At 45.9% G+C, this 23,175-nt stretch carries 19 protein-coding genes and 1 pseudogene; 14 read left to right on the forward strand and 6 right to left on the reverse strand.

Annotation, left to right across the window (positions count from 1 at the left end):
* The first annotated feature begins 201 nt into the window (after window positions 1-201).
* Together GY843_RS19705 and GY843_RS19710 are read left to right on the forward strand one after the other, a co-directional pair.
* Window positions 202-342 (forward strand): MerR family transcriptional regulator, encoded by a 141-nt coding sequence (locus GY843_RS19705; protein WP_297312247.1) that lies wholly within the window; start codon window positions 202-204, stop codon window positions 340-342.
* 9 nt (window positions 343-351) lie between these two features.
* Entirely contained in the window at window positions 352-543 is a 192-nt protein-coding gene (locus GY843_RS19710) for a MerR family DNA-binding protein (RefSeq protein WP_276309500.1), read from the forward strand.
* A gap of 165 nt (window positions 544-708) precedes the next feature.
* Here the strand turns inward: GY843_RS19710 and GY843_RS19715 are convergent, their stop codons facing one another.
* Complete coding sequence (locus GY843_RS19715; protein ID WP_105932867.1) at window positions 709-1,161, reverse strand: Cd(II)/Pb(II)-responsive transcriptional regulator; 453 nt, start codon at window positions 1,159-1,161, stop codon at window positions 709-711.
* Between the two features lie 81 nt (window positions 1,162-1,242).
* Between GY843_RS19715 and GY843_RS19720 the strand changes: the two genes are divergently transcribed.
* The 6 genes from GY843_RS19720 (at window position 1,243) to GY843_RS19745 (ending at window position 9,958) form a co-directional block, all read left to right on the forward strand.
* Window positions 1,243-3,708 carry a heavy metal translocating P-type ATPase gene (locus GY843_RS19720; protein WP_088585980.1) on the forward strand — a complete coding sequence of 822 codons (2,466 nt, stop codon included), beginning with the start codon at window positions 1,243-1,245 and terminating at the stop codon, window positions 3,706-3,708.
* A gap of 93 nt (window positions 3,709-3,801) precedes the next feature.
* Window positions 3,802-4,206, forward strand: a complete 405-nt coding sequence (locus GY843_RS19725; protein ID WP_088585979.1) for a helix-turn-helix domain-containing protein — start codon at window positions 3,802-3,804, stop codon at window positions 4,204-4,206.
* Complete coding sequence (locus tag GY843_RS19730) at window positions 4,190-4,459, forward strand: hypothetical protein (RefSeq protein WP_212751624.1); 270 nt, start codon at window positions 4,190-4,192, stop codon at window positions 4,457-4,459. The genes GY843_RS19725 and GY843_RS19730 overlap by 17 nt, the downstream gene beginning before the upstream one ends.
* A 312-nt stretch (window positions 4,460-4,771) precedes the next feature.
* A complete protein-coding gene (gene lpxC, locus GY843_RS19735; protein WP_088585977.1) occupies window positions 4,772-5,719 on the forward strand; it encodes a UDP-3-O-acyl-N-acetylglucosamine deacetylase in 948 nt (315 codons plus the stop codon).
* Window positions 5,720-5,939: 220 nt separating this feature from the next.
* Entirely contained in the window at window positions 5,940-6,374 is a 435-nt protein-coding gene (gene cueR / locus GY843_RS19740; RefSeq protein ID WP_088585976.1) for a Cu(I)-responsive transcriptional regulator, read from the forward strand.
* 143 nt (window positions 6,375-6,517) lie between these two features.
* Window positions 6,518-9,958, forward strand: coding sequence for a molybdopterin-dependent oxidoreductase (locus tag GY843_RS19745; protein WP_073661981.1), 3,441 nt, complete (start codon window positions 6,518-6,520; stop codon window positions 9,956-9,958).
* Between the two features lie 230 nt (window positions 9,959-10,188).
* On the opposite strand, the gene GY843_RS19750 is transcribed toward GY843_RS19745, so the two are convergent.
* A protein-coding gene (locus GY843_RS19750) for an IS630 family transposase (RefSeq protein ID WP_161789755.1) occupies window positions 10,189-11,218 on the reverse strand; the annotation gives its coding sequence in 2 pieces (ribosomal slippage) (window positions 10,189-10,765 and window positions 10,764-11,218; 1,032 coding nt in all).
* A gap of 116 nt (window positions 11,219-11,334) precedes the next feature.
* Between GY843_RS19750 and GY843_RS19755 the strand changes: the two genes are divergently transcribed.
* From GY843_RS19755 to GY843_RS19765, 3 genes are all read left to right on the forward strand, one after another.
* Window positions 11,335-12,570: an efflux RND transporter periplasmic adaptor subunit gene (locus GY843_RS19755; RefSeq protein ID WP_249362399.1), complete on the forward strand. Its 1,236-nt coding sequence runs from the start codon at window positions 11,335-11,337 to the stop codon at window positions 12,568-12,570.
* Window positions 12,567-15,737, forward strand: coding sequence for an efflux RND transporter permease subunit (locus GY843_RS19760; protein ID WP_088585973.1), 3,171 nt, complete (start codon window positions 12,567-12,569; stop codon window positions 15,735-15,737). Before GY843_RS19755 ends, GY843_RS19760 begins: the two co-directional genes overlap by 4 nt.
* Before the next feature lie 87 nt (window positions 15,738-15,824).
* Window positions 15,825-16,016 (forward strand): heavy-metal-associated domain-containing protein, encoded by a 192-nt coding sequence (locus GY843_RS19765; RefSeq protein ID WP_088585972.1) that lies wholly within the window; start codon window positions 15,825-15,827, stop codon window positions 16,014-16,016.
* 220 nt (window positions 16,017-16,236) lie between these two features.
* Here GY843_RS19765 and GY843_RS19770 read toward each other — a convergent pair.
* From GY843_RS19770 to GY843_RS19780, 3 genes and pseudogenes are all read right to left on the reverse strand, one after another.
* Window positions 16,237-17,199 (reverse strand): annotated as a pseudogene (locus tag GY843_RS19770) (IS5 family transposase).
* A gap of 400 nt (window positions 17,200-17,599) precedes the next feature.
* Complete coding sequence (locus GY843_RS19775) at window positions 17,600-17,869, reverse strand: metal-sensing transcriptional repressor (protein WP_088585971.1); 270 nt, start codon at window positions 17,867-17,869, stop codon at window positions 17,600-17,602.
* A 106-nt stretch (window positions 17,870-17,975) separates the two neighbouring features.
* Complete coding sequence (locus GY843_RS19780) at window positions 17,976-19,274, reverse strand: MFS transporter (RefSeq protein ID WP_088585970.1); 1,299 nt, start codon at window positions 19,272-19,274, stop codon at window positions 17,976-17,978.
* A gap of 1,178 nt (window positions 19,275-20,452) precedes the next feature.
* On the opposite strand from GY843_RS19780, the gene GY843_RS19785 reads away from it, so the two are divergent.
* The gene (locus GY843_RS19785) at window positions 20,453-21,358 is read left to right on the forward strand and encodes a 3'-5' exonuclease (RefSeq protein ID WP_024024111.1); all 906 of its coding nucleotides are present in this window, start codon (window positions 20,453-20,455) and stop codon (window positions 21,356-21,358) included.
* A gap of 72 nt (window positions 21,359-21,430) precedes the next feature.
* Here GY843_RS19785 and GY843_RS19790 read toward each other — a convergent pair whose 3' ends face one another.
* Window positions 21,431-21,679: a hypothetical protein gene (locus tag GY843_RS19790; RefSeq protein WP_297312283.1), complete on the reverse strand. Its 249-nt coding sequence runs from the start codon at window positions 21,677-21,679 to the stop codon at window positions 21,431-21,433.
* Here GY843_RS19790 and GY843_RS19795 point away from each other — a divergent pair.
* Entirely contained in the window at window positions 21,572-21,871 is a 300-nt protein-coding gene (locus GY843_RS19795; RefSeq protein ID WP_297312257.1) for a hypothetical protein, read from the forward strand. The two genes, GY843_RS19790 and GY843_RS19795, sit on opposite strands and share 108 nt — an antisense overlap.
* Before the next feature lie 317 nt (window positions 21,872-22,188).
* Window positions 22,189-23,112 carry a WYL domain-containing protein gene (locus GY843_RS19800; RefSeq protein WP_297312258.1) on the forward strand — a complete coding sequence of 308 codons (924 nt, stop codon included), beginning with the start codon at window positions 22,189-22,191 and terminating at the stop codon, window positions 23,110-23,112.
* Window positions 23,113-23,175 lie beyond the last annotated feature (63 nt).

A 23,175-nucleotide genomic window follows, 5' to 3' on the forward strand; every position in this document is an offset into this window, starting at 1 on the left:
CTTGCTGTACCCTGCCTATGGATTGCTGCTTTCGCCAATCTTTGCTGCAGGCGCGATGGCGCTATCCAGTGTATTTGTTCTGGGCAACGCACTTCGTTTGCGTCGGTTCCAGACTCCGCTGGCAGAAGACTCTGAGCACTAAGATAAAGGGGAGTTATGAACATTGGTAAAGCATCGAACGAATCAGGAATCTTCGCAAAGATGATTCGCTATTACGAGCAAATTGGTCTGATTCCTGCTATAGGTCGTACCGAAGCAGGCTACCGTGATTATGCACCCAATGATGTCCACCGTCTGATTTTTATCCGCAGTGCGCGTGACCTTGGTTTTTCTCTTGAATAGATAGCCGATTTGCTCAAGTTATGGAATGACAAATCTCGCCAGAGCGCCGATGTTAAACGTCTGGCACAAGAGCATATGGATGATTTAGAGCGACGTATGGAAAATATGCAACGAATGGCATATACACTCAGAGCTCTGTTCAAAAGCTGTGCTGGGGATGAGCGATTTGAATGCCCAATACCAGACATTAATGACCGCTGATGCTAAAAGCCATCCCGGTAAGAGAGAAGGGGCGGTGCAACGTAGTTCTCGTGGTAACGAAATGGAAAAAGCCCGACCCCTTATTTTAAGGGCATGATGGCGTAGCACAAAGCTGTATGGGCTAGTGTTACGCCATCAGTCTAATCAACTTATAAGCGCACACCACTAATGCACCCCCCCCAAGTGGTCAGTTGGTACGGTTAAAGGAAGATCACCATTCTCTTCATCAGCAGTCAATTTCTGTACTATCCCGCATTCGTCCACGCTCCGGTCTGAGCTGCAATAGCCATTAAGTTCTTTTAGTTGTGTTTCCAGGGCTAATAGCTCTTTAATACGATGCTGAACATGCGTGAGATGGGCACTGATTATTGCATCAATGGGGCCACAGTCTTTACCGCGATTATTAATTGCCAGTAGCAATGCACGTATTTCCTCATGAGTCATATCAAGAGAGCGGCAGCGTCGGATAAATAACAACTTTTCCAGATGAGTATTGTTGTAACAGCGGTAGTTATTTTCAATATCTCTTAATGGAGCTTGAAGTAATCCTTTTTTCTCATAGTACCGAATAGTTTCCACCGGACAACCCGCCTTACGGGCCAATTCACCAATTTTCATGCATCCCCCCTTATGCACTTGACCCTGTAGTTAGATCAGGGTCTTTAATAGTCAGTATAGTTAGCAGATGAGGAAATGAAAATGAGTGGTGGTGTAAAAAATAGCAAAACCCCTGCAGGAGACGAAGCGGCTAGTTGCTGTGAAACGTTCAATTTAGGGACAGGACTCCGGGTTAAGAATACTGGTGAATCACATAAAGCAAATGATCATGCACATGATCAGAAGGCTCATAATCACAATAAATGCAGTGATGACCATTCCCATGAAGGCCATAATCATGATGCCCATAGTCATGGCGGCGAAGGGCATTCGCATGATGAGCATAATCATAAGGGATGTAACCATGATCATGCCGCGCAAGAGCATTCTCATGAAGGCCACGATCACGGCCATGAGGGGGATTGTTGCTCCGCGGCTCCAGAACAATTGAGTAGCCTGGGGGGCTCGCAGGTTGTGGCTGGTGGATTACGGACAGAAATTCGCATTATGCAGATGGATTGTCCTGTTGAAGAAAATCTTATCAAAAAGAAACTGGGTGGAATGAGCTCTGTTAAAGAGCTTGATTTCAACCTGATGCAGCGTGTTTTGACTGTAACTCATACACCGGATTCGCTTGAAGCGATCATGGCTGCAATTCGCTCGTTGGGATTCGAGCCAGAAGTTTCGGATAATACTAGCGGCAAGAAAAATACCCAGGAGAAAAAAAAGCCCTGGTGGCCATTAGCTCTGGCTGGCGTAGCTGCTCTTGCAGCCGAAGTGATGCACTGGGCTGATATGCCTGACTGGCTCGAAGCTGGGTTGGCTTTGATAGCAGTGCTTTCTTGTGGTCTGACAACCTACCAAAAAGGTTGGATTTCGATTCGCAATGGCAACTTGAATATCAATGCACTAATGAGTATTGCCGTTACTGGGGCTTTGGTCCTTGGGCAGTGGCCAGAAGCGGCGATGGTTATGGTGTTATTCACCATTGCTGAACTAATAGAAGCCAAATCACTCGATAGAGCCAGAAATGCAATAGGTTCACTGATGAACCTGACTCCTGAAACTGCAATGGTCCAACAAGCTGATGGAACATGGCAGGAAGTTGACGCCAGTAGCGTACAACCGGGCAGTATTGTTAGGGTAAAACCAGGTGAACGAATTGGTCTCGACGGAGAAATCGTCAAAGGTCAAACCACCATTAACCAGGCTCCAATTACAGGTGAAAGTATGCCTGTCGATAAAATCGCGGGCGATACAGTATTTGCTGGAACAATAAATCAGTCAGGCTCTTTTGAATATAAAGTCACTGCAGCTGCAAATAATACAACCCTTGCGCGAATCATTCATGCTGTTGAGCAGGCGCAAGGTGCCAAAGCAGCTACACAACGTTTTGTTGACCGCTTTTCCCAGATTTATACCCCAGTCGTTATGGGTATTGCTGTTGCGGTTGCTGTATTGCCACCATTGTTTGGGGCAGGAACATGGCAGGAGTGGATCTATAAAGCTTTAGTTATGCTTGTCATAGCGTGTCCATGTGCCCTGGTTATTTCTACGCCAGTAACGATTGTCAGTGGACTTACTGCAGCTGCTCGCAAAGGGATTCTCATTAAAGGCGGTGTTTATCTTGAGCAGGGACGTAAGCTAAAAGCCCTTGCGCTGGATAAAACAGGAACTATTACCCATGGGAAACCAGTACAAACCGACGTAATGGTATTCAATGGATGGAGCGAGCGTGAAGTTCGTACTACTGCAGCTAGTCTCGCTAGTTACTCTGATCACCCTGTTTCACTGGCAATTGTGAATGCTTCTGCTGATTTGAAAAAGCAGGATGTTGACAGCTTTGAAGCGATTGTTGGGCGAGGTGTGCATGGCGTAATTACAGGTAAGGATTTTTACCTTGGAAACCTGCGTTTGACAGAAGAACACTTTAATTGTCCATCAGAGATTAAAGCAACAGTACAAAGGCTGGAAAGCCAGGGTAAAACAGTTATTTTACTCAATGATGGTAAGCAAGTGCTTGGGCTGTTCGCTGTTGCTGATACTGTTAAAAACAGCAGTCGTGAAGCGATTGAACAACTTCATGAACTTGGCGTTAAAACTATTATGCTGACTGGTGATAACCCACATACAGCTAAAGCAATCGCATCTCAGGTTGGAATTGATGAGGCTCGAGGGAATCAATTGCCAGAAGATAAACATCGTGCAGTTGAAGAGCATTCACGGATTGGAATCACTGGGATGGTTGGTGATGGTATCAATGATGCACCGGCTCTGGCTGCAGCTGATATCGGTTTTGCTATGGGAGCAATGGGTACTGATACGGCGATTGAAACTGCAGATGTAGCTTTAATGGATGATGACCTGCGTAAAATACCAGCCTTTGTGAAATTGTCCCGACAAACGTACAGCTTACTTGTACAAAATATCAGCCTCGCTCTAGGTATTAAAGCCGTATTCCTTGTACTCACGCTCATGGGAATGGGAACCATGTGGATGGCTGTATTTGCTGATGTTGGTGCCAGTCTTCTGGTTGTGGCAAATGGCCTGAGATTATTACGAAAATAAAGAGTTGGGTCTCTGAGTTCTTCATGGACGACAGACTCAGAGACCGTATTCTGGTTTGAACATATTTATCGAATATGGTTTGAGGGGGAGCGGATGGACACCAAAAAATATTCTGAAAGTGTTGTCGAAGATATTGTACAGTGGGTTGAATGTTCATTGAATAAAACCTTGCCAGTAGAAATCATTGCTGAAAAATCTGGTTATTCACGATGGCATTTTCAACGTTTATTTAAACAGGCGACCGGCATTGCGCGGGGTGAATATGTTCGCTCTCGTCGATTATCCTGCGCTGCCATCGATCTGAAACTAACTTCCAGAACAGTTCTGGACATTGCTCTTCAGTATGGTTTTGATTCGCAACAAACTTTCACGAGAGCTTTCAAAAACAAGTTTCATCTTCCTCCCGGTCGGTACCGTAAGCAAGGGAGTTGGGATTTATCAGCGCTGTGTCCATCTTTACTTTCAGACGATGAGGAGAGATATGCCAATGTTAGTTAATGACCCCGTATTGATTCCTATGATAGAAGAGCTGGCTGATAAATATAATAAAATGCAGGATTTTTTAATCGATGATGAACCTTGTATTGATATCGTACGGTCGGTGTATGAGTTGGAGTGCACCGTTAGCGAATTCAAAAAAAGAATTATACTTCAACATATTTCCTATTGCCATTCAGATGAATGTGATGACCCTGACCTGCATGTGGCCCTAATTGACAATATAAAAAATATACTTGACTATCTTGAATAATTTTACAAGAAGGGGGTTAGGTTTTCTTAAAACCATTTGTGTTTTGGATGAATAAATATTTTTAATTCACTGATTTCCATATGGTCTCAACCATAAGGAATATGATGGTAACTAACTCGGGTCAGTCAGTGCGACTCGTGCAAGATGCTTCATGTGTATATCGTATAAAAGCTTGACCCTATATCAACTTTAGGGTTTTTAATGGAACCAAGTCGAGAGTAGCGAGGACGATGAACAGGGCAATAGGGGGAATCATTAATGGAGCCTTGTTGCAGACGTTCTGCCTAGTCGCTAGAGCAAATAGAGGTCTCCATGATCAAGCAAAAAACTATCAAGAATATTGTTGAGTTAAACGGTATTGGCTTGCATAGCGGTAAAACCGTTAACATGAAAATCATGCCTGCTGGTGCCAATAGTGGCATACGGTTCCGTAGAACAGATGTAACTCCTGTTGTTGATATTCAGCTCCGTGCCGATCAGATTCATGACACTATGCTGGCAACAAGCATTATCAACCCTCAGGGAGTTCGAGTTTCAACAATCGAACATTTCCTCTCTGCGGTGTCCAGCATGGGACTTGATAACCTCTTGGTGGAGCTCGATGCTCCAGAACTTCCCATTCTCGATGGGAGTGCCAGAGGATTCATATATTCAATAATGCACGCTGGTTTGATAGAGCAGTGTGCGCTAAAAAAATATCTGCTGATAAAAAAAACGGTTTCCGTAAAAGATGGCGACAAATGGGCTCTTTTGCATCCAGACTCTAAGTTCTCGATCGATTTTATGATTGATTTTAAGCATCCCTTGATTTCTGCTGAGACCAATAGATTAAATATTGAAGTGTCGAAAGAAAACTATATTGGCGAGATTGCTGATGCCAGAACTTTTGGATTTGTTCGTGATGTAGAACTTCTACAACAAAAAGGTCTTGGGTTAGGGGCAAGTTTGAATAATGCGATAGGTCTTGATGAATATAGCGTTCTGAACCCGGAAGGTCTGCGATTTAACAACGAACTTGTGCGACATAAAACACTGGATGCGATTGGAGACCTCTTCGTATCAGGCCATAATATTATTGGCGCCTACCATGCTTATAAGTCAGGTCATGCATTAAATAATAAGTTGATGCTTGCGTTGTTGAATGATGTCGAATCATGGGAATTAGTGAGTGTTGGCGAATATAAAAATGATTCCACTAGAGATAGCATTCTTTCTAAACCCAAAGAAGAGTGTTTTGAGTCATTAAGTATGTGGTCATAAGGGAGATGAGTATTTTCGTCACATCTGGTTTCTTATACAGCTTATCTTGATGATCTTTTTTCTTGACCTTACCGCCACAGGAAGGTTTAGGCTGGATATCGACTCAATATTGATGAGCCAGACGGTAACCGTATCACTACGTATGCAAGGTAAGAGCGCCGGAAACGACGTCATTTGAAACTGGATCTGGTATCAACAGAATACATTTTGGGAGGTAAGGATGAACATTGGTGATGCTGCCCGGTTATCCGGAGTTTCCGCAAAAATGATCCGCTATTATGAAGAGGCGGGATTAATACCGGAAGTAGCCAGAACTGCAGCCGGGTATCGGATGTTCCGCGATATTGATGTGTACAAATTACATTTTATACGCCGATGTCGGGAATTAGGTTTCTCTCTGGCACAAACAGGGGAACTTCTCTGTCTGTGGGGGAACCATTCGCGCCAGAGTGCTGATGTAAAAAAATTAGTCGAGTCACACATCAACGAGTTGACGCGAAAAATTCAAGAATTTCAGCGTATGGCATCAATACTTACAACGCTTTCTGATTGCTGTGCAGGGGATGATAAGCCTGAATGCCCTATTTTGAGTGCACTGTATCTTGCAGATGTTAACGGTTTACAAAAATCAGACTCTGGTCCTGAAATTTCTTAGCCGCAATCCATAGATGACAGTAATTTCAACTGAAATTACGCCTACAAAACAAGATGACATTAATTGGGTTAGTAACTCTTGGGTAAAAAGAAATCAATGTGGTTTTTAAAGAATATTAACTGTTTTTAGTAGTGAGGTTTCCAATGTCAGATATTATTCCCGGATATTGCACACTTTGCCGTTCGCGGTGTGGGACGCTGAGTGAAGTAGCAAATGACCACCTGATCAAGGTACGGGCTAACCCTGAACACCCTAATGGTAAGGCCATGTGTATGAAGGGGAAAGCGGCACCTGAGCTGGTGGACAGCGCAAATAGAATTCTGTACCCGATGAAGAGAACTCATCCTAAAGGTGCAGAGGATCCGGGCTGGCAACGTATAAGTTGGGAAGAGGCTATGTCAACGATAGCCGGACAACTGGAAAAATTTAAACGAGAGGATGGAGCTGAATCTGTCGCTTTCGGCTTTACGAGCCCAAGCGGTACCCCCCTCAGTGATGCAATTGAATGGTTAGAGCGATTTGTTCGTATCTATGGCAGCCCAAATACCAGCTATGGAACTGAGATATGTAACTGGCATAAAGACGTTGCACATCGATGGACCTTTGGCTGCGGCATTCCTGTTGCTGATTATTCCCATGCCGATCTTATTCTTCTTTGGGGGCATAACCCCGCGAATACTTGGCTTGCCCAGGCTAGTGCGATTGGTACTGGTCGAAATAACGGCGCAAAACTGATTGTCGTGGATCCTCGCCCGACACCCTTAGCGAAAGAAGCAAATGCCTGGCTTGATGTCAATCCTGGAACTGACGGTGCATTAGCTTTGGGGTTAAGCCATCTCCTGGTAGAACGAAACCTGTTTAATCATGAGTTTGTTCGAAACTGGACTAATGGTCCTTTGTTGGTTCGAAATGATAATGGTTATTTTCTTCGGGAAAAAGATATTAACCCACTTGCCATCAGTAATCGCTATACAGTTTGGGACGAACACAACCAGCAAGTCACATTTATCGATTCCGAGACTCGAACTGAAGAAACGCTGATGCCTACAGCTGCACTTGAGGGCAATGTTGAAGTCGCAATAGCTGATGGTGCAAAAATTTCCTGCCAAACGGCGTTTTCATCTTTTAAAGATATGTTGGCTAATTATGACCCAGAAAACGTAAGCCGTATCACCGGGGTATCTGTTGCGTCAATTGAAGCCGCTGCGAGTTTGATTGCCGGGGCCAAGAAAATCGCCTACCACAGTTGGTCTGGAGTGGCTCAACACACTAATGCCACCCAAACAGAACGTGCGATTGCGACACTGTATGCTTTAACCGGTTGTTTCGATCAGGAAGGATGTAATCGAATCTATGCCAGCCACCCGGTAAATGTGGTTAATTCACCGACATTGATGCCTAAATCACAATGGGATAAAGCATTAGGCCTTGAAGAAAGGCCTATCGGGCCGCCTTCACAAGGTTGGGTTCATTCTCAGGATATCTGGCATTCAGTATTAGAAGGTACACCCTATAAAATTCGCGGGTTAATTGGCTTTGGTGCCAACATATTACTTTCACAAAGTGATACTTCTCTCGGACAACAGGCGCTTGAGGCGCTTGAGTTTTATGCCCATGTAGATTTGTTTGAAACGCCTACATCAAAGTATGCTGATATCCTTCTGCCAGTTAACACTGCCTGGGAGCGCGAAGGCCTAAGAACCGGGTTTGAAAGTAGTGCTGCTGCTCAGGACCACATTCAGTTGAGAAAAAAAATGGTCTCTCCGCGCGGTGAAAGCCGTTCCGACCTTGAGATTGTTTTCGATCTTGCATGCCGGTTAGGAATGAATGAAGCGTTCTTCGACGGCAATATTGAGGCAGCCTGGAATTATCAACTAGAACCATTAGGTTTGACTGTTGAGATGCTCAGAAATAAGCCAGAAGGTTACGATATCCCGCTTGAGCATAAAGTCAGAAAATATGCTTTCAGAGACCCAAATAGTGGATATCTGGCAGGTTTCAATACAGAAACAAAACGTGCAGAGTTTTACTCTGAGATCCTTCATCACTATGGTTACAATCCTTTACCTGAGTATGTACAGCCGCAAGAATACCAGCGCAACGATCCTGATTATCCATTAATGCTGACATCCGTTAAAAGCGGATTCTTCTGTCATAGCCAACATCGAAGCCTGACTAGCCTACGAAAAAAAGCACCTTATCCAACGGTAGACATTTCGGCAACTCTGGCTGACGAAGAAGGTATCAAGACGGGGGATTGGGTAGAAATTGAAACGAGAGCAGGTCTTGCTCGATTTAGAGCAAAAGTGGAAGCCAAACTCTCTCATGAAACTGTAATTGCTGAGTTTGGGTGGTGGCAGGCTTGTCCTGATTTTGGCAAACCTTCATACCCGGTTAAAGGTGAGTACAGTAGCAATTACAATAGTTTAATCAGCGGTGATAGCTATGATCCAGTCAGCGGTGCTTTACCTTTGCGTTCATTCCGCTGCCGCATTCGCCGCTTGAATGATTTTGAGCTGATAAGGCGCCCCTGGGAAGGTCGTAAAACATTCAAAGTCATTGAACTGAAAAAAGAAGCAGATAATGTTACGACAATTACCTTCCAATCGAACAGTGAAGGCTACTTACCTGATTATGAACCGGGCCAGCATATCACTGTTAGCTGTTGTCCGATGAGCGATTCTGAAGAGATCGTTACCCGGGCGTATTCGCTGACAGGCCCTGCGTTTGTTCATGACCGTAAAACCTATTCCATTTCTGTCCGTCATCAGAAAGCGACTGATGAGAAAGGTGAGTATGTTGAAGGAATAATGTCATCCTACATAAACACGCATTTGCAGATAGGCAAGGATGTTGAACTTACCCCTCCTGGGGGGAATTTCATTGTCCCGCTCAATGCCGTCCAGCCTGTCGTAATCTTTGCTGGCGGTATTGGAATTACTCCATTCATTTCCTATCTGGAGTCTATTAACCCCCAAGCGGAAGGTCCGGAGATCTGGCTTTTCTATGCTAATCAAAATAGTAGGCTACATGCGTTTAAGAAAAGAATTGCGGAGCTAAATGCGTCTATTGACAGGCTTAAAGTAATTAATATCTACAATCAGCCCCTCGACTGTGATATTCCAGGATTGGATTATGATAGAGCTGGTTACGTTGGTGCGGGAGATGTCGAGGCATATCTTATTGAGAATAATGCTCGTTATTACATGTGTGGTCCGCAGCCTATGATGGATGCGATATCGCGAGGGCTTCAGGAGAGAGGTGTACCTGCATTTGCTATTTTCTACGAGATATTTCGTTCTCCAGCAAAAATAAATAATGATCCCTCATTACGTCATAAAGTCATTTTTGCAAAATCAGGAAGAACAGAGATTTGGACCACGGATAAAGGTACTCTACTTAATTTTGGGGAAAAGCTTGGGATTCAAATGCCTAGTGGTTGTCGTGTTGGACAATGTGAAAGCTGTTCAACTAGGGTGATTGCAGGGAACGTACAGCATCTGAATGGTGTGGAGCCCTCTGATGAGGGGGCATGTTTGACATGTCAGTGCATTCCTGCCGGTGATATCACGATTGATGCTTGAGGTAAGTACTAGCTATTAGCATCCTTTACATCAGGCCATTTCAGTGGCCTGATTTTTTCTATGAATAACATTATGTTTTAAACAATTTTCAATTTTTTGTACGAATTCACCTCAATAGCCGATTTAATCAATTTTATCAGTGCGATCTTTCTAAGTTTTTATCATCCTCCCCCTTGACCTTCCAGTTACTACAAGCTTTAGCCTGTAAGAAATTATACCAATTGCATTAATTAATTGACCAACTTTATCCACTCTCTCCAACAGAGATTTTTGACTCGTTCAACATCCGCAATGAATGTATTCCAAGCGCGAGAGACCTGTTCCACTATTTCTTCGTAACCTCGAAATACGCGGTTTGATAAGCAACGTTGCCGTAACCATTGCCATACTTGCTCCATCGGGTTCAGCTCCGGAGAATAAGGTGGGAGTTTTAACAGACTGACATTGGTAAATGGGCTGGCCGTATCGATCGTATGCCAGCCCGCGCCATCCATTACAACAACGGCATGACGCCCAGGCTCTGTCGCTTCACTTATTAATTTCAGATGCTGCTTCATCACCTCTTTATTCACAAGAGGGCTGATAAGCGCCTGAGTATTACCATTGCTCGGACACACCGCCCCAAAGACATAGCCATAATCGAATTGCTGTTGCTTTACTACTCTTGGCCTGCTGCCCTTGGCTGCCCATATTCTGGACGTCTGATTTTGCTGACCGAATCGTGCTTCGTCTTGAAACCAGACGTCAACGCGATCCAGAGGAAGATGACCGGGAGTGTGAAGGATCGTTTCCAGCAGGAAATTTTTTAAAAGTGTCCTGGGTTTGTTGTGATTGTTTAGGGTGTTTAGAGCGACTGGTTATCCAACTGAAACCGAGCGCATCCATGATGCGGTATACGTTTCGCAACTGATAATCGATTTGGAAGGTGTCGCTAATGTATTGTCGTACATCCTGTGCAATCAAACGCCCCCCCTCCTTTTTAACCGCATTTTCTTTGATAAAATGTGCGATCTGTTCTCGCTGGGAGACGGAGAGCTGACAGGGTCTACCCGGACTAGGTTTGGATTGCAGACCTTCAAGTCCGTGCGCCAGATAGTTGGATACCCAGGTATTAACACTGCCTCTGGCAACCCCAAGGTAAGTTGCTATCTGGGTTCGTGTTTCCCCATTCTTGAAATGATACAAAGCTAGATAGCGGGTTCGCAGTTGCCCGTTGGAGGTTTGCTTTGCTAATTGTTTAAAGTCGTCGGCTGTATGCATATCAAAATCACTCGAATATGAATACCACTATTAGATCAAACTTTTAAGACAATTGGTATTACTACAGACGCCAACTTCGGACTGGCCGAAGAGTTTTGGTGAATGAAAGGATCGTTATGATGAAAATGAAAGTTGGGATATTGCTGATGGCAGTTGCAGTGACAGCCAATACAGAAGTGGTACTTGCAAATGATGATGCAAGCGAAACGCAAAAAAAAACTGCAAATGCGCCTGCAGGTCCACAGGTACCCGTGGCTGTTGCCGTATCACGGAATATTATACCTTCTGCTGAATTTACCGGTTCTTTAGCGGCTATTAAAACAGTGGAGCTACGCCCCAGGGTAGGAGGGGCAATCGAATCTGTTACGGTGCCGGAGGGAAGTCTGGTTCAGAAAGGACAGATGTTATTTCAAATCGATCCGCGGCCCTACCAGGTTGTGCTTGATAGTGCACAAGCGCAATTACGACAGGCAGAAGCTCAGGCGTTCCAGGCAAGCCGCAATTACGAGCGTATTAGCCGTCTGGTAAACGGAGGTGCTGTTTCGCGTAAAGACTATGATGATGCATCTTCTGAGAAAAATGCCCGCGTTGCACAGGTTCAGGTATCGAAGGCTGCAGTCGAAGCAGCAAAGCTGGATTTGTCATACTCGCGTGTGACTGCGCCAATTGATGGCCGTATCGATCGGATTTTAGTAACTGAAGGTAACTTGGTTAGCAGCAGCCAGGGGGGGGCCGCGACTCTATTGACAACAATCGTTTCGTCCGACCCTTTATATGTTTATTTTGATATTGATGAAGCGACATATCTCAATACTGTCAGTAAGGCTCGGCCTGATGTTGTCGGACGTAGCAACGAAAAATTACCCGTACATATAGGTCTGGCAAATGAGAAGGGGTATCCGCACGGGGGGGCGCTTGATTTTGTTGGCAACCAAATTGATCGTAATACCGGCACTGTTCGTGTCCGGGCTATTATCCCGAATGCTGATGGTCTTCTTACTCCTGGAGCATTTGCCAGAGTTCAGTTAGGCACTGGTAGTGAGCAAAAAGTAATTTTGGTAAACGATCAAGCCGTAGGCACAGATCAGGGCAATAAGTATGTCCTTGTTGTTGATGCCAATAATAAGGCGCAGTATCGCCCGATAGTGTTGGGGCCAATGGTCGATGGATTACGTGTTATCAGCGACGGTCTGAAGGCCGGGGAAAAAATTATCATAAAAGGGCTCGTACGACCGGGGATGGCCGTTACGCCAGACATCGTATCGATGCAAACGCTGTTGAGCGTACCTGAGAGGCAGCCTGAAGGTGCATCTAAAAAATCGAATGGCAAAAATGAGGGAGGTAGTAAATGAAATTTCCTCATTTCTTCATCCAGCGCCCCATATTTGCAATTGTCTTATCAGTTTTTATGCTGATAGCGGGTTCTTTAGCGTTTTTTCAACTTCCTCTCAGTGAATATCCGTCCGTAACACCGCCAACCGTTCAGGTAACGGCAAGCTACCCCGGAGCAAACCCCAATGTAATAGCAGATACTGTTGCCGCCCCGCTTGAGCAAGCCATCAATGGGGTTGAAGGCATGCTTTACATGAGTTCTCAAACTGCTTCTGACGGCCGAATGATTTTAACCATCTCTTTCAGACAGGGAACTGACCCCGATATTGCGCAAATTCAGGTTCAGAATCGGGTATCACGGGCTTTGCCTCGGCTACCAACGGAAGTCCAGCAAATAGGGGTTGTGACTGAAAAAACCTCGCCGGATATTCTTATGGTGGTGCATTTGTTCTCTCCTGATGAGCGTTATGATCCACTTTATGTTTCTAACTATGCAATGTTAAACGTACGTGATGAGCTTTCACGCTTACCAGGTGTCGCAAGCATAGCGCTGGGAGGTGAAGGGGAATATGCCATGCGAGTATGGTTAGATCCTAATAAAGTGGCTTCCAGAGGGTTAACATCAAGTGATGTCACTGCTGCGATTAAAGAACAAAACGTTCAGGTAGCGGCTGGCTCTGTCGGACAGCAACCTAATGCATCGTCATCATTCCAGGTCACTGTGAATGCCTTAGGGCGCCTAACTACTGAGGAACAGTTCGGCGATATAGTTATTAAAACCGGAGATGACGGACAAATTACGCGCTTGCGTGATGTGGCTCGTCTTGAACTCGGTTCAGATAACTACTCCATGAGGAGTTTACTAAATAATAAAAATGCAGTGGGTATGCAGATTGTTATGACCCCGGGCGCCAATGCACTTGAGGTGTCTGCATCGGTAAGGTCAACAATGGAACGCCTGAAAGTAAGGTTTCCGGAAGGTATTCAGTACAGTATCGCTTATGATCCGACCGTGTTTGTTAGTGCTTCCCTGAAATCTGTCACGACGACTTTATTAGAGGCCACAATATTAGTTGTGCTGGTCGTGATGCTATTTTTGCAAACATGGAGAGCATCAATCATCCCATTGATCGCAGTGCCTATTTCATTAGTGGGTACGTTTGCATTAATGGATGTATTTGGGTTCTCACTCAATACGCTATCTTTATTTGGTCTGGTTCTTTCAATTGGTATTGTTGTTGATGATGCAATCGTTGTGGTTGAGAACGTTGAGCGCCATATTGCAAAAGGACTCTCACCAAAAGACGCCGCAAGAAAAGCAATGGACGAGGTAACGGGGCCAATTCTGGCTATTACCTCAGTACTGGCAGCTGTGTTTATTCCATCAGCATTCCTCTCGGGGCTTCAGGGCGAATTCTATCGTCAATTTGCATTGACGATTGCTATCTCAACGATTTTATCGGCTATCAACTCCTTAACATTGTCTCCGGCATTAGCTTCCGTACTACTGAAACCACATCAAGGTATAGAGAAGCAAGATTTGTTGACTCGTGTAATGGATCGTTTTTTCGGATCTTTTTTCCGTCGTTTTAACCGTTTCTTTGATAGCCTGTCGAATTCCTATGTTGGGACGATTCGACGTATCGTTCGCGGAAGTACAATTGTACTCATTCTGTATGCTGGTTTTCTGGCACTGACCTTCCTGGGCTTCAAACAGGTTCCTGGTGGTTTTGTGCCTGCTCAGGATAAATATTACCTTGTTGGCATTGCTCAGCTTCCTTCCGGCGCTTCACTCGACCGAACCGAAGCTGTAGTTAAGGAAATGTCCAGGATTGCTTTATCTCAGCCTGGAGTTGAAAGTGTGATTGCATTCCCTGGCTTATCGGTAAACGGCCCTAACATGCCAAATTCAGCATTAATGTTTACTATGTTGAAACCTTTTAAAGAACGTCGAAATCCATCATTATCTGCTCAGGCTATTGCTGGTAGTCTGATGGGGAAATTTAGTCAAATTCCTGATGGTTTCGTGGGTATATTCCCCCCACCACCTGTTCCTGGTTTAGGGAGTATGGGAGGATTTAAACTTCAAATTGAAGACCGGGCCGGATTAGGTTTTGAAGAGCTTGCTCGTGTGCAGGACGTCATCATGGCTAAAGCTATGCAAACTCCAGAGTTGGCAGGGATGATGGCCAGTTTTGAAACTAACTCGCCTCAGATTCAGGTAGATATTGATCGTGTGAAAGCAAAATCTCAGGGGGTTGCGCTAACAGATATATTTGATACTTTACAGGTGAATCTTGGATCGCTTTATGTAAATGATTTTAATAGGTTTGGTCGGACGTATCGAGTCATTACCCAAGCCGATGCGCCATTCCGTATGCAAGCAGAAGATATCGGGTTGCTTAAGGTGCGAAACTCAGCAGGTGACATGATTCCTTTATCAGCTCTGATAAATATTAAGCGAACTTCTGGACCTGACCGTGTGATGCGATATAACGGGTACCCATCTGCAGATATTACAGGTGGTACAGCACCAGGTTATTCTTCGGGACAGGCAACTGATGCTATTGAGAAAATAGTTAAGGAAAGTTTACCTGAAGGGATGGCATATGAATGGACTGACCTTACTTATCAGGAAAAATTGGCGGGTAATTCAGCACTGTATATCTTCCCTCTAGCTGTTTTCTTTGCTTTCCTTATCTTGGCGGCACAATATAACAGTTGGTCTTTGCCATTTGCTGTATTGCTGATTGCGCCGATGGCGCTATTTTCTGCAATTGGGGGAGTCTGGATTTCTAATGGTGATAACAATATCTTTACTCAGATTGGTTTTGTTGTTTTGGTGGGGCTGGCCGCGAAAAATGCAATCTTAATCGTGGAGTTTGCCCGAACCAAGGAGAGTGAAGGACTATCACCATTGGCGGCCGTGCTTGAGTCTGCTCGCTTGCGTTTACGTCCGATTCTTATGACATCTCTGGCGTTTATTGCGGGTGCTATACCTTTGCTATTAGCTAGTGGGGCTGGTGCCGAAATGCGGCATGCTATGGGTATTGCCGTATTCTCGGGAATGCTTGGAGTAACCTTCTTTGGCTTACTGCTTACTCCTGTGTTTTATGTGGTTGTGCGAAGTTTTTCCTCAAGGCGAAAAGTTGATACCTCTGGTGAAACGTTTAGTCAAAGAGGATAAGCACGAAAATCTTTGGCGATAGGGCTTGACCTTACAACAGTGGCAAACTCTATCCTAAAGGTCACCACAACTAAATAGGATATACAAATGCAATTACATATAGAAAATATGACATGCGGTGGCTGCGCTCGAACAGTGACTAAAGTTATTCAGAATATGGATCCAGAGGCTAAAATCGTAACCAACCCACCAATACGTAAGGTAGATGTGCAAACATCAATATCTTTAGAGCAGATTTCTGAGGCTTTACGTGAAGCTGGGTTCCCACCAAAAGAATAGTTTTATTAAAACGGTAACTCTACTATGGAGTTACCGTTTTTAACTTTTTTATATTATTTTATCCCTGATAATAGCCTGACTTATTTTTATATCGACTAAGGAACCTGTAATTAAGCCTCCACTTCTGCCCAACCAGAACCCGTAGCAATTGGGGCCCCATTTAGACGTCATTATCCTGCGTTTTCCTTCGGACAGCGCCTTTTCAGGCACTTCAGACTGATTAACCCTGTGCTCGCAACATCTGATCCACGCGCACGAGGTTTGACAGCGCGAACAGCATCGCCAGTTTGCCGTCATTTTTCTTCAGACCACGGTAACGGGCTTTTACAAAGCCGAACTGGCACTTGATGATCCGGAACGGATGCTCAACCTTGGCACGCAGGCTGGCCTTCAGATACTCGGTGCGGGGATTCTGACCTTATTGATGCGAGGATGCTTTTTCAGAGTCTTCAGCTGCCCGGGTTGTTCGGCGATGTGCCAGTCTGCACTGACATCTTTAAGCTCTACCCGCTTTTCGGCGCCTCGGTAACCCGCATCGGCAAAGATGAACGCTTCATCACCATGAAGCAGGTGCTCTGCCTGGTTTAGGTCATGCTCATTGGCTGCCGTAGTGGTGAAGCTGTGCGTGATACCGGTGCAGGCATCCACGCCGATATGGGCTTTCAGCCCGAAGTGCCTTCTTCGTCTGGTGCATCTCAGGATCGCGCTCGCCACTGCGGTTCTTAGTTGAACTGGGGGCCTCGATGATGGTGGCATCGATCAGGGAACCTTCCTTGATCAGCACACCAGCCTCGGACAGCCACTGATTGACCTCGTCGAAGATCTGGCGTGCCAGGCCATGTTGTTCCAGCAGGTGGCGGAACTTCAGAATCGTTGAATGATCGGGGATGGCCTTATCCAGTGACAGACCGGCAAACAGGCGCATGGAGGCAATCTCATACAGCGCATCTTCCATCGCCTCATCACTCAGGCTGTACCACTGTTGCATGCATTGAATCCGCAGCATAGTAGACAACGGATAAGGACGGCGGCCGTTACCGGGCTTGGGATAATGAGGTTCGATGACGTTTTCGAGACGCGTCCAGGGGATCAGCTTGTCCATCCGGCCAAGGAACTTCTCTTTACGGGTCTGGCGGCGCTTGTTGCTGAACTCGCTGTCCGCGAATGTAAGTTGCTGATCCATCTCTATGTCCCCAATCGTGTGCAGCGGACATTATCTCATGCGGCAGACTTGATCACAGCTTCCCTATCATACTCCTTGTAAAGGCCTTGTCGGGATCGGACTCATTAACAGCAGACATCACTTTGTCGTGCAGGTCATTCATGTCCGCCTTATATTCCTGTGACTATGCTGACGAGTGCATTTTTGACATTTTCATTTCCGATTTTTCGACGGAAATGGCTGGCAGGAATAAGATTAATATAGAAAAAGGGAGTTTTTTATTTTCATATAATAAATCCTTTCAGGTAGGTACTGGTTAATTGCTGCTGAGTCAGATAAAAAAGCCCCCTGATGGGGCATATGTAGCAACACAGGCATTAACCACACCTTGCTGTGAAAAACCAGTCATGTTTCACCAGCTTTAAAGATACTTGGTTATCTCTTTAAATTCGCTAAGCGAACTATCAGACTCGGAGTGTTCAGCATGAAGGGCCTCCTCCAGGCAGTGACCTAAGTGGTCGTGAATTAAAGTACGCTTCGCATTCGTTATAGCTTTTTCCACAGCCTGTAACTGCTGGGCTATATCCAGACACGCTTTTTCATCTTCAAGCATCTGGATGGTACTTTTCAGGTGCCCTGCGGCACGCTTAAGTCTTTTAATAATGTCAGGGTGTGATGCGTGTACGGTCATGGGGCTGTCCTCTCTGGGTGGAGGGGATAAGATAATATGTATCAACGCTATGGTCACACTTTTTATCGGCTTATCCTCTCCTTATACGCTGCATATTATGGGTAAATTACTTCTCTTTCTTCGGCCATGACGGGTGTTCATCATCAATCACGAAATCATGCTCATGGGTCGATTCATTGTTTGTATCTGGGGCTGTGTGGCTGTGAACCTGGATGTAAATTTCATGCTCAGGCCGCCAGATGAGTACGGCAGTAACCAGCGACAGCCCCGCCACAATGGTCAGAGCGATGAATGAAGCCTGAGTTCCCCATGTAGCGCCTACCCACCCTGCCAGCGGATAAGTCACCAGCCAGCATGAATGTGACAGCGCAAACTGAGCGGCGAACAGCGCCGGTCTGTCTTCAGCTTTTGACGAGCGCCGCAGCAGGCGCCCACTTGGCGTCTGAGAAAGCGAATAACCCACCCCCAGCAGCGCCCACAGCACTAACAAGGTGACATAATTTTTTAGGAGAATGCCCAATCCCAGGCCAATGACTAAAAGCGACGTACCTACAAGCATCGGCATGCGGTCACTCATTTTGTCGAGGAGTCTGGGTAGAATCAGAGCCGATAGCATGGATCCGATACCGAAGCATGCCAGCGCAATGGCGGTAGACCGTTGTGAGAAACCAAAGTTAGCCTGAACCAGAACAACAGTATTGACGATAACCATCGCACTCGCCGCTGCTACGGCCATGTTGAGAGCCAGCAGGCCGCGTAGTCTCGGTGTTTTCAGAAAAATACGCATGCCTCGCGTTGTTTTGTCATAGATGCTGCGTTTTACCGTTAGCGCTTTCATCTTTGGCAATCTGACAGAAACAACCAGTAAAGCCGATGCGATAAACCCCACAGCCGTCCCAGCAAACAGGTTATGGAAGCTCATGACCGCCAGCAGCGCAGCCGCCAGCATGGGGCTGATAACACTTTCCAAATCGTAGGCCAGCCGTGACAGAGACAGCGCCCGGGTATATTCGCGTTCATCAGGAAGAATTTCCGGGATTGTCGCCTGAAAGGTTGGCGTAAATGCCGCCGAGGCAGACTGAAGAATGAAGATCAGGATATAGATTTCCCAGATCTGGGTGACAAATGGCAGCGCTATAGCCACGAGGGCGCGAACCAGATCCAGCGTCACCAGCATACTGCGACGCGGGAATTTGTCGGCGAAGGCCGCAGCTACGGGCGCAACCAGAATGTAGGCGCTCATTTTGATAGCCAGCGCGGTACCCAAGACAGCACCAGCCCTGTCTCCTGCAAGCTCGTAGGCTAACAGCCCCAGCGCAACGGTCGCCAGACCGGTGCCGATAAGGGCGATAACCTGTGCCATAAACAGGTGGCGGTAAATACGATTAGAAAGAATATTGAGCATCAGGAAATCTCTCGGCTTAAGTTTACATCCCCCCCGGGGGGATGGTTGAAGTATAGATCGGCCTCACAGTAATGGCAATCTCTATCCTGGGTGGGGGGGTGTGAAATTTATCGGTTACTTGATATGAAAAATATTCATGTATCATATGCTTATGGCCTAATTATTATTAGGAATATCAAGAGAGGGACAGCAGATTTCCGGCAAACAGTTGCAAGCAGATATAGTCCAGTTAATCCTTCAGAAAAAAGAGGTACCATCGTGAACCTCCGTTGGAATAGTATTCAATCCCTACCTTGTGGCGATTCAACCACCTGATCGTGTTACGAAATCAGCCCATGCCTGCATCATCGGGCGATGTTGTTCCAGTAAATCAGTCCTGTGGTAAGCGGCCTCAGCTTTACTCTGAATTGAGTGAGCGAGTGCTCTTTCAGCAAGATCTCGAGAGTAACCATGCTTGCTGCACCAATCACGAAAACTTGAGCGAAAGCCATGCGCAGTGGCTACCCTGTTGGGAATATCACTTGGAGCCTCAACGCGACGTAAAAAAGAGGTGAGGCCATATCGCTAAGAACGGTCTGCTATGCTGATTTCTACAAGTAAAATTGTAGGTAAAACTGTAGTTGTTCGAGTAAGACGCTGTGTTGTAGGTGATTTCTTTTTTGTGTTGATAAGCTTGATGTGGGGATCGCTCGCCCTCGTCAAAGCCTGCAAGGCTTGGATAATACTGCTTCTGCCTACTGCTCTTGTTTCTGTTACTGATCCTGTTACTGCTACTGGTTAACGCATGGGTCAAGTAACCGTCAGACAAGGCTTGTTGAACCCTTTGCAAAGGGTTTAAAAACAGTTAGTAAAATTCTGCTTCGTATTGAATTTACTAGCTTAAAGCGAAGTCAGGAGCATCATTAAAATGCTCAGTCGAACTCAGTTAAAGCCTTTTTCAACCGTTTGAAAAGGGGTTGGCTAAGCCATACGTAAAGGGTATCGGTAAGGGTTACCTAAACGGTTTAGCTAAGACTTTCTGAAAGGATTAACCAAAGCCTTCATACATGGGTTCACCCAGTAGAAAGATTAAAAAATGCTGAGGTATCCAAGGTGCATTTTGTACAAATGCGTTTATAAACGAACAGGGCACAATGAAATAACCCAAAGCGAACAATAGAATTGAAGAGGAACCATCAATGACAAGAGCCCCTACGCCATTTCCGCTAGAGCGCCTCGCGGATATCCCAGAAAGACCAGAAGATTTTAGATTGCTGGAGCGTATTCCATTAACGCGTGAGCCGCAGTCCTGGCCACTTGAACTTTCTCCTATGGTAGGCGATGAACAGCCAATGGTGCTGCTCGATACAGAGACAACTGGACTGTCTGCCGATGACGAGTCCATTATTGAGCTTGGTATGGTTAGGGTGCTTTACAGTCCCTCGGCTAAGCGGATTGTGTCGATTGTTGATGTGATCAGCTTGTATGAAGATCCCGGCAAGCCAATCCCCGAGCTGATTACCGAGTTAACCGGTATCACCGATGATATGGTGCAAGGCCAGCACATTGATGATTCACTGGTAGCGAGTTGGTTATCCGATGATCCGCTGGTGGTTGCGCACAATGCACAGTTTGATCGTCCTTTCTTTGAAAAGCGGTTTGCTGCATTAGGCCATCTATCTTGGGCCTGTTCAGCCAGTGGCATAGATTGGAAGGCGCTGGGTTTTGAAAGTCGAAAGCTTGAGTACCTGCTGCTTCGCTTAGGTTGGTTCTATGAAGGACACCGAGCTGCAACCGATTGTTTGGCGATGGCCTGGTTGTTTCATTTGCTGCCTGAGTCCGTTGCAAACTTGTTGTCTGAAGCAGACAGGCGAACTGTGTTAGTTCGTGCGTTTGGTGCGCCGTTTGACGTAAAGGACTATTTAAAAGAGCGTGGTTACCGCTGGCATGACGGTGTTAAAGGTGCCAACAAACATTGGTGGCGCGAAATCAGCGAAGACGAGTTGCCGCAGGAACAAACTTACCTGGATGATTTGTATCATCGTGGCTCAGAACATGCCCACTATGACTACAAAGATGCCCGCAATCGATTTAAACCTTTGTAACTCTTCACAAGGTAAGCCTTGCATATTTGAAAACCTCTGGAAAATGGAAAGTGAACTTACGTTATACCCAAACTACTTGGTGTTGCAGCTAGGCGGCAAGTGAGTGAGTCCCCATGAGCATAGATCTTCTATGTGATTGGGGTGAGCGAATGCAGGTAACACCGCTGCGGCTGCAAGTAGGAAGGGTATATAACCAACAAGAGGAATCTTTCCATGTACCAAGACACCTACATTGAATACTGGGGCGAAATCTTCGTCTCTGCCCGCATCATTGAATTTGGCATCACGTTCGAGCGCTTTCTTAAAGATCCATGGAAGCATTTGATGTCCTGTGGCCAAGAGTCTGCCTCAGACGCGATTGCTGAAGGGATGCTGCCATTGCTACCAGCCCAGGCAGAAGTTGCTAGGCGCATTCGGGAGTGTGAACAACGAGCCCTGATCTCTACAGAGTCGGACAACGGGGTATCGCATCGCGGTAACATCGTGGTGCCATTGGTTCGGGTAGCGCATTGATAGCGGCTATCAGCAATGGCATGAAACAATGTCTTCACGCCCATACCTGAGCGGCAATTACAATCCAGATCAAAAAGTTGCCGCTTAGTCTTCCCTACAAAATAATTTGTGATAGGATGATACCTAATAAAATTAATTAGGTTGAAGCCTATTCAGTGTTTTATGGCCATCTGTCCAGCTTCAACCAGTAGAGATTGATTAGTCATTGCGGATAAAGAGCAGCTTTATGCCATGCCTTTCAATGGGATTACGCGATGTCTGACGGTACTTTATAAACAGAGTTTTAAGAATCTGGTTGAATTGGATAAACAAGACGCATGACAAATGATGGTCTGAAACAAACAGTAGTGGCGAAGCCAGATAGGCTTTCGCAGATAGCGCAGTTGCCACAAGCAACCAGGGATCGCATTGCCCACATCGATTTCACCTTATTATTTAAGGGCGAAGCGGTACGGGCGGATTTAGTCGATCGCTTCAGTATAGCCGCCGCACAAGCAACGAAAGACTTCACCATGTACAGAGAGCTTGCGCCAGGCAACATTGAGTATGATCAAAAGCTCAAGTTACATAAGCGTGGTGAAGCTTTTGAGCCATTGTTCGACTATGACGTTGTGAGAACGCTGGCAACCATTAGCCAAGGGTACGGCGATGGCTTTACTGGAAAGGTAAAACCACCCCTTGCTTGTGAAGCGCCTTATCACCTTAACAAGCCGAGTTTATCGATAGTGGCGAAAGTCACCGAGGCCATACACAAAGGCAAAGCCTTGCGTATCACCTATGTATCATTATCTAGCGGTGAAACAACCCGTGAAATCGTGCCGCATACGCTGGTGGACAATGGCCTGCGTTGGCATGTTCGTGGTTTTGACCGCAAGCATGGTGAGTTCCGTGACTTTGTATTGACCCGCATTAAAGCTGCGGTTGTGCTTGAAGATTCCACTTTGTCTGAAACGGAGCTCGAAACCCAAGACCGGCAATGGAACAGATTTGTAGAGCTTGAGTTAGTGCCACACCCACGTATTGAGCACAGCGAAGCGATAGAGCTGGACTATGGCATGACGGGTGGCGTTCTAAAGGTTGAGATTAGAGCGGCAACCGCTGGGTATTTGCTTCGTCAATGGCATGTGGATTGTTCCAAAGCACACAGCCTTCAAGGCACTGAATACCAGCTTTGGTTAAAGAATACTCCGACACTCTACGGGGTCGGAAATTTGAATTTAGCTCCAGGGTTTAACGAATGATGTTCGACGACAGTGAACATTGCGTAACCCATAAACGAATTATGACGAATTAAAAGCAGGAAT

The sequence above is a fragment of the Neptuniibacter sp. genome, from assembly GCF_024231755.1.
Lineage (GTDB): Bacteria > Pseudomonadota > Gammaproteobacteria > Pseudomonadales > Balneatricaceae > Neptuniibacter.

Bases quoted from the DNA above. Each gene is read 5' to 3' on its own strand.
- GY843_RS19705 (WP_297312247.1), top strand. From the start codon at position 202: ATGATTCGCTATTACGAGCAAATTGGTCTGATTCCTGCTATAGGTCGT.
- GY843_RS19715 (WP_105932867.1), bottom strand. From the start codon at position 1,161: ATGAAAATTGGTGAATTGGCCCGTAAGGCGGGTTGTCCGGTGGAAACT.
- GY843_RS19720 (WP_088585980.1), top strand. From the start codon at position 1,243: ATGAGTGGTGGTGTAAAAAATAGCAAAACCCCTGCAGGAGACGAAGCG.
- GY843_RS19725 (WP_088585979.1), top strand. From the start codon at position 3,802: ATGGACACCAAAAAATATTCTGAAAGTGTTGTCGAAGATATTGTACAG.
- GY843_RS19730 (WP_212751624.1), top strand. From the start codon at position 4,190: ATGCCAATGTTAGTTAATGACCCCGTATTGATTCCTATGATAGAAGAG.
- lpxC (WP_088585977.1), top strand. From the start codon at position 4,772: ATGATCAAGCAAAAAACTATCAAGAATATTGTTGAGTTAAACGGTATT.
- cueR (WP_088585976.1), top strand. From the start codon at position 5,940: ATGAACATTGGTGATGCTGCCCGGTTATCCGGAGTTTCCGCAAAAATG.
- GY843_RS19745 (WP_073661981.1), top strand. From the start codon at position 6,518: ATGTCAGATATTATTCCCGGATATTGCACACTTTGCCGTTCGCGGTGT.
- GY843_RS19755 (WP_249362399.1), top strand. From the start codon at position 11,335: ATGATGAAAATGAAAGTTGGGATATTGCTGATGGCAGTTGCAGTGACA.
- GY843_RS19760 (WP_088585973.1), top strand. From the start codon at position 12,567: ATGAAATTTCCTCATTTCTTCATCCAGCGCCCCATATTTGCAATTGTC.
- GY843_RS19765 (WP_088585972.1), top strand. From the start codon at position 15,825: ATGCAATTACATATAGAAAATATGACATGCGGTGGCTGCGCTCGAACA.
- GY843_RS19775 (WP_088585971.1), bottom strand. From the start codon at position 17,869: ATGACCGTACACGCATCACACCCTGACATTATTAAAAGACTTAAGCGT.
- GY843_RS19780 (WP_088585970.1), bottom strand. From the start codon at position 19,274: ATGCTCAATATTCTTTCTAATCGTATTTACCGCCACCTGTTTATGGCA.
- GY843_RS19785 (WP_024024111.1), top strand. From the start codon at position 20,453: ATGACAAGAGCCCCTACGCCATTTCCGCTAGAGCGCCTCGCGGATATC.
- GY843_RS19795 (WP_297312257.1), top strand. From the start codon at position 21,572: ATGTACCAAGACACCTACATTGAATACTGGGGCGAAATCTTCGTCTCT.
- GY843_RS19790 (WP_297312283.1), bottom strand. From the start codon at position 21,679: ATGCTTCCATGGATCTTTAAGAAAGCGCTCGAACGTGATGCCAAATTC.
- GY843_RS19800 (WP_297312258.1), top strand. From the start codon at position 22,189: ATGACAAATGATGGTCTGAAACAAACAGTAGTGGCGAAGCCAGATAGG.